General features: G+C 43.5%; 12 protein-coding genes. 4 read left to right on the top strand and 8 right to left on the bottom strand.

Features of this window, described 5'->3' with window-relative positions; all coding sequences use genetic code 11:
* Positions 1-215: 215 nt before the first annotated feature.
* The gene (locus tag ICN40_RS11490; RefSeq protein ID WP_216244105.1) at positions 216-422 is read left to right on the top strand and encodes a hypothetical protein; all 207 of its coding nucleotides are present in this window, start codon (positions 216-218) and stop codon (positions 420-422) included.
* Positions 423-1,251: 829 nt separating this feature from the next.
* Here the strand turns inward: ICN40_RS11490 and ICN40_RS11485 are convergent.
* The 8 genes from ICN40_RS11485 to ICN40_RS11450 form a co-directional block, all read right to left on the bottom strand.
* Positions 1,252-1,581 (bottom strand): hypothetical protein, encoded by a 330-nt coding sequence (locus ICN40_RS11485; RefSeq protein ID WP_216244103.1) that lies wholly within the window; start codon positions 1,579-1,581, stop codon positions 1,252-1,254.
* Between the two features lie 1,481 nt (positions 1,582-3,062).
* Positions 3,063-5,141 (bottom strand): TonB-dependent receptor domain-containing protein, encoded by a 2,079-nt coding sequence (locus ICN40_RS11480; RefSeq protein ID WP_216244100.1) that lies wholly within the window; start codon positions 5,139-5,141, stop codon positions 3,063-3,065.
* A gap of 84 nt (positions 5,142-5,225) precedes the next feature.
* A complete protein-coding gene (gene hemP, locus ICN40_RS11475; RefSeq protein WP_072583679.1) occupies positions 5,226-5,405 on the bottom strand; it encodes a hemin uptake protein HemP in 180 nt (59 codons plus the stop codon).
* Between the two features lie 3 nt (positions 5,406-5,408).
* Positions 5,409-5,900: an energy transducer TonB gene (locus ICN40_RS11470; protein ID WP_216244099.1), complete on the bottom strand. Its 492-nt coding sequence runs from the start codon at positions 5,898-5,900 to the stop codon at positions 5,409-5,411.
* Positions 5,901-6,134: 234 nt separating this feature from the next.
* Entirely contained in the window at positions 6,135-7,307 is a 1,173-nt protein-coding gene (locus ICN40_RS11465; RefSeq protein WP_216244097.1) for a class I SAM-dependent methyltransferase, read from the bottom strand.
* Positions 7,308-8,162 carry a pirin family protein gene (locus tag ICN40_RS11460; RefSeq protein ID WP_216244095.1) on the bottom strand — a complete coding sequence of 285 codons (855 nt, stop codon included), beginning with the start codon at positions 8,160-8,162 and terminating at the stop codon, positions 7,308-7,310.
* A gap of 41 nt (positions 8,163-8,203) precedes the next feature.
* The gene (locus ICN40_RS11455; RefSeq protein ID WP_072583683.1) at positions 8,204-8,755 is read right to left on the bottom strand and encodes a carboxymuconolactone decarboxylase family protein; all 552 of its coding nucleotides are present in this window, start codon (positions 8,753-8,755) and stop codon (positions 8,204-8,206) included.
* Positions 8,756-8,790: 35 nt separating this feature from the next.
* On the bottom strand, positions 8,791-9,804 hold the full coding sequence (locus tag ICN40_RS11450) for a tripartite tricarboxylate transporter substrate binding protein (RefSeq protein WP_216244093.1): 1,014 nt from the start codon (positions 9,802-9,804) through the stop codon (positions 8,791-8,793).
* 88 nt (positions 9,805-9,892) lie between these two features.
* Between ICN40_RS11450 and ICN40_RS11445 the strand changes: the two genes are divergently transcribed.
* From ICN40_RS11445 to ICN40_RS11435, 3 genes are all read left to right on the top strand, one after another.
* Positions 9,893-10,669, top strand: a complete 777-nt coding sequence (locus tag ICN40_RS11445) for a sulfurtransferase (protein ID WP_216244091.1) — start codon at positions 9,893-9,895, stop codon at positions 10,667-10,669.
* Between the two features lie 76 nt (positions 10,670-10,745).
* Entirely contained in the window at positions 10,746-11,750 is a 1,005-nt protein-coding gene (locus tag ICN40_RS11440; protein WP_255561330.1) for a tripartite tricarboxylate transporter substrate binding protein, read from the top strand.
* Between the two features lie 53 nt (positions 11,751-11,803).
* Positions 11,804-13,177 (top strand): MmgE/PrpD family protein, encoded by a 1,374-nt coding sequence (locus ICN40_RS11435; protein WP_216244089.1) that lies wholly within the window; start codon positions 11,804-11,806, stop codon positions 13,175-13,177.
* Positions 13,178-13,191: the final 14 nt, after the last annotated feature.

Below are 13,191 nucleotides of genomic sequence, written 5' to 3'. Positions count from 1 at the left end.
CTTAAATATGGGGTTTAGGAATACGACATTAGCGTATAAAGTTGGGCTATGAAAACGCTTGTACTATGCGCTATTTCTGTATTAATTCTATTGGCGATTTTACCTTCAGGGGCTTACGACTTGAAGGGGTTGCCTCAATAGCTTCATTAACGATTTTATCTACATCAATAGCGATTCACGACTCTTGTCGACCAAGAAAATAAATTGTTAGCGCCATGAAAAAAATAATGAAATACCCCACCGTGCTTGAGCCCGTTTATATTGCCGTAGCCGATGATAGGCAATTTCACGTCCTTTATGAGGATGCTTCCATGAGCTCACACAATTCAATTAGTGATGCAGTACTGGCGGCAGCAGAGCAGTGTGCACTTGGGATTTCCGGCAATATCCTAGATTGGGAAGTTTTGGCTTTAACTGTTTAATGATGACGATTACTGCAGTTGGGTCACATAATTCGCCAAATTAATACGATAAATTATCCAATATCAGCATTTAATAAACGGCTTTGCGGTCTTGGCAGCGCCGATATTAATAAATCATTGAGCATTTTCTTGGACTACGTCAGTCCATCATTAGTCCATCAGAGTAAACTGCAGGTATGGCTATTAACCCAGTACGGTTATTTTTAGCATCCCTGAGCATTATTTACCCTCACAGTCCAGTCCTAAAAATTAGGGCGCATAAGATAGGAAACGCTCTATTGCTTGATGTCAAAATTTTCCTCATATGGACCCTCATTTAAGTTAACCGTAAGCGTCCTTGCTAAACATTTTGAGGCTTTAAAAAACCAAGCCCTTGCATCGCTTGAACCAAATGATTACGTAAAGACATAAAGCCTTTAAAAATTACCATTTAATATTATTAAGCAAGCATTTAGATGCTGCCCATCTCCCGCAAATAAGGGGTTAACTTTACTATTACCATCAATTAATGTCTTGGTATGAAATATATTCTTGTTCATCAAAATAATGGACAGCCCGTCTATATAGCACTATCAGATAGGATGAGTTTTGAAGTTGTTTATCTAGGGCAACCCAGAAGCTCTCATAACTCTATTGGCGCTGCTATTCAAAGCGCTACTAACGAATTCCTATGCAATAGTATTACGGCAGAGAGTGACTGGATGCTTATGGGGGATTAACTACCCCATCATTATTCTGAGTCACCCCAAACACTGGAGAGTTGCTAGCAAAAAAGGGGTTGAGAATCCCCTGCATCCAATAGAATCAAATGCAACAGGAGCTTTATTCTTCAATTTGGCTTTAGGGCCTTATTCATAATGCGATCTAAATTTTTACAACGTTCCAATGCTAGCTTAGTCAAAATAACCTGTTTTATGCGACCATCTGTCTCATGATGTTGAGTTGCCAGTAATTTTTTATCCAACAAAAATTTAAATGTCTTATGCAGTGTTGCTTGGGATGCTAGACCCCTTTGAAGAATTAACTCACCAACAGTAATAGACTCGTTAGCAAAGTACCTTCTTGCGGAAAAATCTAATAGCGCTATTTCATGGTGCGTGAGGCCGTATTGAGCATTAATTTTCTGAATTTTCTCTACAAAATATAGGTATTTTTTCATGGTTATTTTGTTTTAGCTAGCAAGTTAAAGATTAAGGCCGGCAAAGTCTTCCTAGAAAATTCATCAATATCTTCTTGACTCCTCCCTCTACTGACAACAGCCAAAAAAAAGAAACCTCCAAATAATAGGCCGATGACTAAAAATCTATTGCGTCATTTAATAAACTTCTTTTAGTGTGATTAATAGATACATCTACACTTATTGTTGCCACTCTATTAGCCCATTAAATAACATGAAATAAAGATATTCATAAGGGAGCCTAAGGATTCGAACACCGCAAATACAGAATTTATCCGCATTTTTAAGTAAGTTAAAAAATCCCCCAACTTTTTAAGGCTGGGTAAATTAAAATAAAGGCCAAAAAGAAACATCGACACATTGTGCGATCTATTATGGTCGTAGTTTTTGATTTAAAAAATCCCTTGAACAAGGGATGTCTGCTTGAAATGCATTCCAATATGCTTTAGAGAGATATCTTATAGATAGGAATGCAAATTGATTAAGACTCTCAAGAGCGTTGCAGCTTCAAGTCCATTTTATATTGCACCATCTAATGATTTGAGTGTTAGCGTTTTTCATGTGGGAAGATTATTAAGTGAAAATATTTCGACTAAGGGGCTTCTTAGGCTATCCCCATTAAACACTAATACATATCCTTTAATCACGCGCCTCGATTGAACACACTTAATTCGAGAGCACTCAATACACTCGGTATACACAGAACTATGGGGCAACCGTTTACTTCTTGTTGACAATTTTTCGGCTTACACTTTAAACACTTAAGTCCGGCGATAGGCCTATGCGAACCAGAAAAAACTACACCTGCAACAAATGTCAAGCTCCGATATTCAATGATTTGCTATTTTGTAAAGTATGCTTAGCATCAAGGCCCAAAGATCTTTTAAGTAGCGAAAGATTGTTTTTTGTATTCATTATTGTATGGGTGTGGGCTATGATCTATTTATTCTGCTAACCCTATTTTAAGCGCGAGATTGTTAGGGAAAGAGTTTTCAAAGAAGCTTTTGATTAATGCCTTTACTAGTATATTTTTCAAATAATAAATAGAGTTTTTTATGGCTGGGGAAATTAATTTAGACCTTCTCCAAAAATATCGATATAAATTTTGCATATCAGGAAAGGATGGTTCCAAAGGTTAGGCCATAGATAAAAAGGTTTTCTAGGTTAATCGCGAAGTAGAGGTTCCCTGAAGTTTATTTATCTCATAACCTGCATATGTTTCGCCTTGCATTGCCACCCTAAATATATGAGAGCAATTTAGTCAAATTGTATGAATTAAATCTGGGGGTATTTTTGGGGGCACTCTTCGAAATTCGTACCTTTTTAGTGGCACTTAACTGTATGATTTTGGGCTAGAAAGTAAGATTTGGTTCGATTCCCGCCGGTCCACCATTTTGAAGTAACAGTCAAACGCCACCTATCTGGGTGGCGTTTTTCTTTGCTTTAGGAATCCATCATTCTTATTAATTGAATTGATAGCTCATGCCAGCTTGGAAATTGAGAGGTGCTCCAGCAAAAATTCCATCAGGACTCCGGCTGGAAATATATCTCTTATTAAATACATTATTAATCACTCCAAACACTTTCCAATCTTTGTTGATGGCGTAGTTAGCACTCCAATTGACTGTTGTAAAGGCAGGAACCTCGCCTAAAGTTCCAATGGCATTTTGCGCAACCGTATTTGCCGAATCCGCATACTGAGTAGAAACATAATTCAGATTGACTAAAGTATTGAAGCCATTCTTTTCGTAGCTAACACCCAAATTTGAGGTTAATTTAGGCGTGTACGGAATGCGATTACCATCTCGCCCCAAAGAGCTCGTGCCAACAAACTTAGCCACCGGGATATAAGTAGCATTACCATTAATGCCCCATCCCCCTCCTAGCGCATAAGCCAAGGACATCTCAGCACCTTGATGCAAACTTTTACCGCCATTGGCTTTAGAAATTCCGGCAGCCAAACTTTGGTTCACAATTTGATTACTGAAGTTCATGCTAAAAATAGCTGAATCATAAGTAAAAGCACCCGAGCGACCACGCAGACCGAGCTCCGTATTGGTTGAGCGTTCTGGGGCTAACTGCTGATCAACCCCTTTGTCATCAATTGCGGTGGCTAACTGTGCTGGCGCAAAACCTTTATAAACACTACCGTACGCCTGCACTTGGGGAACAAGCTGCCAGGTAGCACCAATTTGTGGAATAGTTTCTACATTCTTGGCGCTACCAGCTTTTCCAATAGCGGCATTTGAACGGGTCTGGTTATAACTTTCCACTCGTACCCCAGGAATAAGGGCAAAGTCTTTGCTCAGCAAGAAACGGTTTTGCGCATAGACCGCCACTGAATTAGCCTTGTTATCTTCCTGCGAAGTGAGTCGACCAGAATAGGCTAGAGTTTTGGAACTCACTACTTGATTGATTTGAGATTCGGTATGCATGCGCAATCCAAACTCTGCTTCATTCGAAATCCCCAGAGCCTTATAGGCATGACCTACCCGAGAATCGATACCTAACATTTGAAACTCTCGATTTCGTCCAATCAGACAATCAGCACCTACGTTGCAGACTCTAAAGACTGTCGATTCCTGTGTACGTTTAACAATACTTTGCCGCCAATAATCTCTAGATAACCTGCTCCAATACATCAAAGTATTGATTTTGGTCTCAGGACTAATTTCGATAGCATGATTGAGATCTACTGCATTTCTTTGGGTAATAAAGCGGTCATTTGGCGCTGGATTATCTCTTGAGTGAGTGCTGTACTGATTTGGGCGCAGACCTACATATGAGGTATTGATATTGTTATCGTAATGGGTATATTTGAGACTTAACCACTGATTCTGTGCAATCTCCATTCCCCCTTTCACCAAGATGTCATACATCTTGAAACCATTGCCTTGGTATCCATTGGACTCAGATTGAATCAGATTAATTCCTCCAATGGCGCCATTCGATGATGATTTTCCCCCTGCCTCAAGCTCTGCTAAACGATATCCGTAGTTACCCACTTTGCCGGTTAACTTAAATCCTGGAGCAGGTGTTTTGCTAAGGTAGTTCACCACGCCACCAATATTGGATGGGCCATATTTCAGGCCCGATGCGCCCTTTAAAACTTCAATCCCACCGATTTGCTCTACAGGTGGGCTGTAATAGGAAGCATTGGAAATGAAGAGACTTGGTTGAATGGGAGCGCCATCCTCCAGAAGAAGAACCTTGGAGCTGCGACTGGGATTTAATCCCCGAATACCAATATTCGGAATAGATCCTAGGCCACCCTCATCTCCACGGACATTGACACCAGGAACTGTCTTTAATACGTCTTGTAGCGACTGAGGCTGTAACTCCTCCATCCTCTGTTGGTTGATGACATCAACCGTTCCTGGAATTTTATAAAGGGCATTTTCCTCTCGCCCAACAATATCAATCCTAGGTAACTCAATATCTTGAGCATTAGCCCAAACTGAAAAAGATCCTCCATATAACAATGCAAACGATGAAAACCAGGCCAACCGAATTCGAGGACGAACAACTTCTTGATGCTTCATATACCATCTCCAGTGATAAAAACAAAAAATCGCTGGCTATATGCATATGAAAATGCTCTTGCTGGCTAGTAAGTTAATTCATATTTACTTCGTCAAAATGAGCTTCCCTAATTTAGTGATGCGCAATTGATATGAATGCCCATCATGCAAAATGAAGATCTGTTTTGTTCGCCCCAATAAGATTTCGCTTGGAATTGTTATGGGAAAAATCTGGGTTGATCGAATGCATTTTGAATCAATATCTAAGATATTTTTCTCGCTCAAGTACTAGCCTTCCAAGGTAAATTGAATTGGTGTTTGAAAGCATTGCAAAGAAAGCTGGGTGGGAGTTATTGCAATAGGCGCAAATCTCCACTGAGCCAAAGCCTTGATGACTGAACGATCTAAACCCTGAAAGCCCGAGCTCTGGGTGATGCCAACTTCTTGCACAAGGCCTTGATCGCTGACACATAGTCTTGCAATGACCAAGCCTTGTTCCTTAAGCTGTCTGCTGACTAAGGGGTAATGTGGTTTAGGGCTGTGTATGGCCTGTCTAGCTGCGCCTGCTGCTAGAAGCCCAGCCCCCTTGCTATCACTATGCGCATGGGATTCATTTACAGCACTGGAATTATCAAGCTCACTTTTAGGGGGTGTTTTGACTTGGGATGCAACCAGAGATTTTTGCTGCTGAGGTGACGGGGCACTTTTACCCACAAGATTTACCATCAGAAAATCTGGAGCAGATAAATTAGACCCCGCAAATGATCCCGATAAAAGCATCAATAGCGCTAATAAATGAGAGAAAGTTACCCCCGAAATTAGCAATACATTTCTAGACAATGCACCAGAAAGCAAATGACACCCTTAAAAAATAAATGAGAAAAACTATATTCAACTTACCGAAAAAATGTGTAGTAAGTTAACTACTGCTCTCAATGATTTTAGGGGTGATGTAGTGGATTAACAACCATGATCCCAATGGGGGCGGGGCTTGTAGGGCTATTTAATGTGGTACTACTTTTGGGTTAATCGCCAGAGTGAAGTGACTTCTTTAGATCTCGCCGCATGCAATGCATCAGCTTTATCAAATGCTTTTGGATGTGTTGGTTTGGTATCTAAATGCGCAATCACTTTCAAGCCTGCATGCTCAATCCAAATTAAAAGCTCTTCTCTCGTTCTCAATCCTAAGTGCTCTGCTAAGTCAGAAAGAATGAGCCAACCCTCACCATTTGGTAGTAGATGATCCTTTAATCCACTCAAGAAACCCTTCAGCATCTGACTCTCAGGGTCATATACAGCATGCTCTAGCGAAGAGCTTGGTCTGGCTGGAAGCCAGGGTGGATTACAAACAATGAGTGCAGCTTTTCCTTGAGGGAAAAGATTGGCTTTGTGAATTTGAATTTCAGAATTCAAACCTAAGAGATGAATATTTTCTTTCGCACAAGCAATCGCTCGATCACTTAGATCGGTCGCAATAATTTTCTGAACATCTCGTAGGGCCAAAATAACGGCCAACACTCCGGTGCCCGTCCCAATATCAAAAGCTATAGAGCCTTGTTTTATTGCTTCTGGTAACGGAGCTTTCAGAATCAAGTCAATATATTCACTACGCACAGGAGAGAAAACACCGTAGTGCGGATGAATGCGAACCTCTTCATCATCCCTAGTTAGAACTTGAACACCTGTCTTGCGCCACTCATGAGCGCTAATCACGCCAAGCAACTCACGCAAAGAAATTACATAGGAAGTTTCTTGCGTTCCATAGGCCTCAAGGCAGGCCTGCGCTACATCTGGGGCGCGTCTCAAAGGTATCGTATGGTCAGCATTCAAGTGGATGAGAACCATGCCCAAAATACGTGCGCGCTGAGATTGGGTGAGACGATGTAGATTAAATGCATCCAAGGGACTTTTGATTTTCTCTTTGGAAACTCTGTCAGCTCTAGTAGACTTCTTGGAGGGCTTATCTACCCTTCTTACCAAAGCCTGTAAGAGTTGCCGCGCATTCTGAAAGTCACCCTTATAGAGCATCGCAGTACCTTCACAAGCCAAGCGATAAGCAATATCAGCGGTCAGCGTGTCATCCGCAATCTGAATTTTTTTATGGGGGGCAATGCCATTTTCAGAATGCCATTGAGCACTATGAGTTTGTCCAGCATCCTCCCATTGAAGGGTTGTTGATTGAGTCACCTAGGCAACCACAAACCGATTGTTTTGATAATCATCGATGGCTTGTTCAATTTCAGCGCGAGTATTCATCACAAAAGGGCCGTACTGAACGATGGGCTCATGTAGCGGCAATGCTGCTAGCACGATGAACTGTGCCCCTAGCACTCCAGACCTCGCCTTTAAGCGATCACCATCCCCAAGAACGATGGCTGCCTGCTTTGGGGCAGGCATCATTGGCCCACCTATTTCTAGGGCGCCCTCGTAAACATAAACGAAAGCATTTAGCTCTTTTGGAATACGGTGTTCGAACTCACCATTAGGTGGTAAATGCACATCTAAAAATAGAGGTGCAGTGGTAATCCCCTGAATCGGGCCTTGAACTGCTTTACCGACATAATCGTATGCGCCCGCAATGATCTTGACTGAGCCCCCATTTGCCAAAGCAATCTTCGGAATATCTTCAACCTGGATATCTTTATAGCTAGCCGGCTTCATCTTCTCTTTTGCAGGTAAATTAATCCACAACTGAAAGCCGCGCATGGCACCGCTCACTTGCTGTGGCATCTCAGAATGAATAATGCCGCGCCCTGCGGTCATCCATTGCACGCCACCAGTTTTCAGGTGCCCTTGATTTCCCAAATGATCCTCATGCAACATGTGGCCTTCCAGCATATAGGTCACCGTCTCAAAACCCCGATGGGGATGTGCCGGAAAGCCCGCTACATAATCATTTGGATCATTAGAGGAAAACTCATCGAGCATTAAGAAAGGATCTAATCTGACTTGATTTTGACCGCCCAGACTACGACGCAATTTCACACCCGCACCATCAGAAGTGGCAATGCCAGGAATAATGGTTTGGATGTTGCGGATCATATTGATGAATGCTTTGACTTGGCTTTGGCTAAGTTTTAACTTTAAGCCGGAGGATGATCTTCAGGATTGACGTCGAGGGCTATCAAGAATCGAGAAACCATGTTGTAAGCGGCGATTACCGTGACTAATTCCACGGTATCCGTGCTTCCCAAAGCCTTTTGCAAGCGCTTCATTAATTCAGGATCCACTTTGATATTGCGTGTCATCTGAAAAGTGAGTTCGGCAGCGTCGTTCTCCACCGGGGAGTACAGATCTTTTGGAAAATTCGGTTGCCCAATAAGTCGCAAACCTTGAACCTGCTCCTCAGTGCCACCCGCTTTCTTAAAAGGTGGCGCATGGTGAAAGAATTCATACTCAGCACCATTCAAGACTGCTACACCACACATGGCTAACTCACGCAACTTTGGATCCAAAGAGAGGTTATTTCGAATCTCACCAATAAAGTGATTCCAGCCCTCTGCAATTGGAACGCTATGCAAGAGCATGCGATCTAAATTAATAAACTGACCGCCTCGTCTTTTGCGAATAGCTGCAACCAACTCTGCTGGCTCTGCCAAATCCATTGGCTGATACGGAATTAAACGTTCTGACATGCTTACCTTTTATCAATACTGCTTATCAACAACTCTTACTGAGCAGTTTCTTTAATATTATTTTCAATCACAAACTTGCCCCAGATACCCATTTGCTTGCCGATAAAGTCTTGTGCAGCAACAGGGGTGCCGCCAACAATTTGAATGCCTTGCATTTTGAACTTCTCAGCAACAGCAGGCGTCTTCAGGGCTTTATTTAATGCCCTGTTCATTGCATCGATCACTGCCGGAGATGTCTTACCAGGAGCCAATACCGCCCACCAAGCTGGCGCACTAAAGCCTGGGAAGCCGCTCTCAGAAATCGTCGGCACATTAGGCAGGGATGGTGAACGCTTGGCAGTTGTAATCACTAGCGGAATAACTCCACCGTTATCGATATGAGGCTTCACCAAAAATTCTGAGCCAACAGCCAACTCTACTTGACCGCCCAAAGCATCTTGCATTAAAGGACCGCCACCACGATAAGGAATGTGATTCCAATCAAAGCCCGCTTGTTTTGCCAGACGCGCCATTGCTAAGTGACCCAAGCTACCAATTCCAATGGAGCCGTAACTAAATTGCTTGCCTGTCTTGGAAAGATCCACTAATTGCTTAAAACTGGTGATACCAGATTTTTTGCTGGCAACCAATACCATCGGTGATGTGCCAACCAAAATCACGGGAGCAATATCTTTTATCGTGTCATAGGGAAGTTTGTCTTTGAGACTAGGGTTAACACCATGGGTATCAAATACTACTGCAAAGGTATAGCCATCCGGATCGGACCGAGTCATTGCGGAGGTACCAATTACACCAGAGGCGCCACCAACGTTTTCCACAATCACGTTTTGCTTCAACTCTGCTTGCAAAGCAGGTGCCAATATACGAGCAACCTGGTCAACTGAGCCACCTGGCGGAAAGACCGCAATCAAACGAATTGGCTTTTGGGTGGGCCATGTGCCAACACCCGCATTTTGCGCCAGAGCAACACCGCTTACTCCTAAGGCCATCAAAGTGGCTAATAGGCTGTTTTTAATGGCTTTTTTAGCCATTTTCACTAAATCCTGCATGGACTTGTCTCCTCTAGATAAGACCTCAAGATTAACACCCCCTCAGCCTATTTGCTCGATAATGCTGCTGTAGCCCAGTGAGAGAAAAATGAAGTCGATTCTAAATATTGCCGCCTATTTATTTGTCAGCCTAGATGGCTTGCCAGAGCTGCGCGCCAAAATGCTGGATGAATGTACTGCGCGCCAGCTGAAGGGAACAATTCTTTTGACTGGTGAAGGCATCAATATGTTCCTTGCCGGTAAAACAGATGAGCTACGTGGATTTATGGATTGGCTCCGTACCGACCCCCGTTTTGCCCCACTTCAAGCAAAGGAGAGTTGGTCTGAGGATCAGCCCTTCAAGAAGATGTTGATCAAACTCAAAAATGAAATTATTCGCATGAATCACCCAGCGATTCGTCCTGAGGAAGGCCGCGCTAATTTCATTAGCCCCAAAAAACTGCAGGAGTGGTTAGATCGCGGCACTGACGATATAGGTCGCCCTGTAGTGATGGTTGATACTCGCAACGCCTTTGAAGTCGACTACGGCACTTTTGAGAATGCATTGCATTTCAATATTGAAAAGTTCACCGAGTTTCCAGCGGCAATTTCTGCACATAAAGATGATTTAGCCGATAAGACGCTGGTCAGCTTTTGTACGGGTGGTATTCGCTGTGAAAAATCTGGCTTATATATGCGGGAAATTGGCATGGAGCACAGTTACCAGCTAGAGGGAGGTATTTTGAAATATTTCGAGGAAGTGGGTTCCGCACATTACCAAGGCAGCTGCTTTGTCTTTGATGAACGTGAGGCGCTGGAGCCAAACCTAGACTCCATCCCCGTAGAGCACTCCATTCGAAAGAAAATCAAAGCCAGCCAAGCCTGAGCAGGGCTAACGCTACCAATAGTAAAATAACTTGGCTGTACAAAACCAACTTATAACAATAATTCGGACTCGAGACATGTCTAATACGATCAATCGGCAAAAGCCGATTTTTTTGTCATCCCTTCTCTTTGCTTTTTTGGGATTGGCATTCCATTTCAATGCGCAGGCGCAAAGTGCAGCAGTAGCCTACCCAACCAAACCTATCAAACTGATTGCACCAGTAGCTGCTGGTGGCGGATTAGATAATATTGCACGAGCTGTTGCGGAAAAACTCTCTCGATCTATTGGTCAAACAGTAGTTGTAGAAAATATGGGTGGCGGTGGCGGATCAATTGCTTCACAAGCAACTGCTAAAGCGCCAGCCGATGGCTACACACTCATGATTGCTTATGTAGGGACACACGGCACCAACCCTGCTGTCCGTAAATTACCCTACGATGCCATTAAAGACTTCACACCGATTGGCATGATTGGCGCAACACCTAACGTACTCATCATTAATCCTGATCTGCCTATCAAGAGCTTCAAAGAGTTTGTGGATTACGCAAAAAAGAATCCCGCCAAGTTAAGCTATGGATCTGCTGGCCCCGGAACACTGACACATCTCGGCATGGAGCAATTGAAGCTAGCTGCTGGAATATTTATGGTGCATGTGCCCTATCGTGGCGTAGGTCCTGCTTACACGGATCTACTGGCTGGACAGACCCAGGCAATGTTCCCCACTCTATTTGCAGCATTACCTTATATCACCACCAATAGGGTTCGCGGGCTTGCCGTTACTGGTGGCAAACGCAGCCCAGTAGCGCCTAATATTCCGACCTTCAAAGAGCTTGGCTATAACGGCTTTGATGGCCAACAGTGGTATGGCTTGGTAGGTCCTGCAAATCTTCCACCCGCGATTGTTGCAAAGCTCAATACTGAATTAAACAAAGTTCTAGCATTGCCAGACTTCTCAGAAAAAATGACGAGCGAGGCTTTGACTTTAATGCCAATGACACCTCCTCAATTTACCAATTACATCAAAGAAGATATTGCACGCTGGGCTAAGGTTGCCAAAGACCGTAATATTGAAATCGATTAATTTTCAATATCCACTTATTTAAAAATACTCACACTTATTCATAGGAAATTTATATGTCTCACGCTATTGCTGCAGCAGCTGATCTCAATGCACCACCAGTCACCAAAATTTTGGCGGAGTTTGTTAATACTCATCCAAGTCAAGGATGGACTCCAGAGGTTGAGCACGAAGCGCATCGTACATTCTTAAACTGGCTTGGTTGTGCGATCGGTGCAGCCAATCATGAGAGCGTTGAATCATCATTAGCCGCTATTCGTGAATTTCAACCAGCGCCACAAGCCAGCATCCTCGGCCGCAAAGATAAAGTGGATATGGGTGGAGCGGCATTGATTAACGGCATCAGCTCACATACTTTTGACTTTGACGATACTCACCTCAAAACCGTGATTCATCCAGCGGGTCCAGTAGCATCTGCAATCCTAGCCTTAGGCGAACACATTGGTGCCAACGGTCGTCAAATGATTGACTCTCTAGTTATTGGCATTGATGTTGCCTGCCGCGTTGGTAACGCAATGTATCCAGATCACTACCATCGTGGCTGGCACATCACTGGCTCTACTGGCATGCTGGGATCTGCTGCGGCATGTTCACGCTTAATGGGTCTTGATCTGCAAAAAACAACTATGGCTTTAGGCATTGCAGCCTCACAACCGGTTGGTATGCGCGAGCAATTTGGCACGATGACCAAACCCTTTCATCCGGGTGGCGCAGCACGTGCAGGTCAACTTTCTGCACTGTTGGCAAAACATGGTTTTACTGCAAGTCCTAAAGCACTTGAAGCGGGTCGTGGCTATATGCAAACCGTTTCTACTAAGTGTGACTGGTCAGAAATTGATCGCGCCCTCGGAAAATCTTTTGAGATTTCCTTAAATACCTATAAACCTTTTGCTTGCGGAATTGTAATTCACCCAGCCATTGATGCTTGCGCCCAATTACGCGCCCAAGGCGTGAAGGCAGAAGAGGTTGAACGCATTGAGTTGCGTGTTCACCCACTGGTACTCGAATTAACTGGCAAGAAAACACCTAAAGATGGACTAGAAGGCAAGTTCAGCGTGTATCACGGCTGCGCTGTAGGCTTGATGTTTGGTCAAGCAGGTGAAGGTGAATATGCGGATGACATCGTTAACCGTCCTGATGTCGTAGCTTTGCGCGCTAAAGTGAACGCGACTACCGATACCTCTATTAGCGAAGCATCTGTGGACGTTAAAGCCTTCCTGAAGGATGGTAAAGAAGTGCATATCTTTGTAAAGAATGCGATTGGCTCTGTAGAAAATCCAATGAGCGATGCCAACTTGGAGCAAAAATTTACAAGCTTGGCAGAGCCAGTAATTGGCAAAGAGAAAACGATTCAGTTAATTTCTGCACTCTGGAAATTAGGACAAGCGCCTGATCTCAAGCAAATCCTGAACCTTTGCACACCAGACTAATATTCAACTGAAAG

It is taken from the genome of Polynucleobacter sp. Fuers-14 (genome assembly GCF_018882045.1).
Classification (GTDB): domain Bacteria; phylum Pseudomonadota; class Gammaproteobacteria; order Burkholderiales; family Burkholderiaceae; genus Polynucleobacter.
Note: the sequence above shows the minus strand (reverse complement) of the source record. Positions and strands in the feature narration are given on the sequence as shown.

Coding starts and splice junctions, on each gene's coding strand:
- ICN40_RS11490 (WP_216244105.1), top strand. CDS start 216: ATGAAAAAAATAATGAAATACCCCACCGTGCTTGAGCCCGTTTATATT.
- ICN40_RS11485 (WP_216244103.1), bottom strand. CDS start 1,581: ATGAAAAAATACCTATATTTTGTAGAGAAAATTCAGAAAATTAATGCT.
- ICN40_RS11480 (WP_216244100.1), bottom strand. CDS start 5,141: ATGAAGCATCAAGAAGTTGTTCGTCCTCGAATTCGGTTGGCCTGGTTT.
- ICN40_RS11470 (WP_216244099.1), bottom strand. CDS start 5,900: ATGCTTTTATCGGGATCATTTGCGGGGTCTAATTTATCTGCTCCAGAT.
- ICN40_RS11460 (WP_216244095.1), bottom strand. CDS start 8,162: ATGATCCGCAACATCCAAACCATTATTCCTGGCATTGCCACTTCTGAT.
- ICN40_RS11455 (WP_072583683.1), bottom strand. CDS start 8,755: ATGTCAGAACGTTTAATTCCGTATCAGCCAATGGATTTGGCAGAGCCA.
- ICN40_RS11450 (WP_216244093.1), bottom strand. CDS start 9,804: ATGCAGGATTTAGTGAAAATGGCTAAAAAAGCCATTAAAAACAGCCTA.
- ICN40_RS11445 (WP_216244091.1), top strand. CDS start 9,893: ATGAAGTCGATTCTAAATATTGCCGCCTATTTATTTGTCAGCCTAGAT.
- ICN40_RS11440 (WP_255561330.1), top strand. CDS start 10,746: ATGTCTAATACGATCAATCGGCAAAAGCCGATTTTTTTGTCATCCCTT.
- ICN40_RS11435 (WP_216244089.1), top strand. CDS start 11,804: ATGTCTCACGCTATTGCTGCAGCAGCTGATCTCAATGCACCACCAGTC.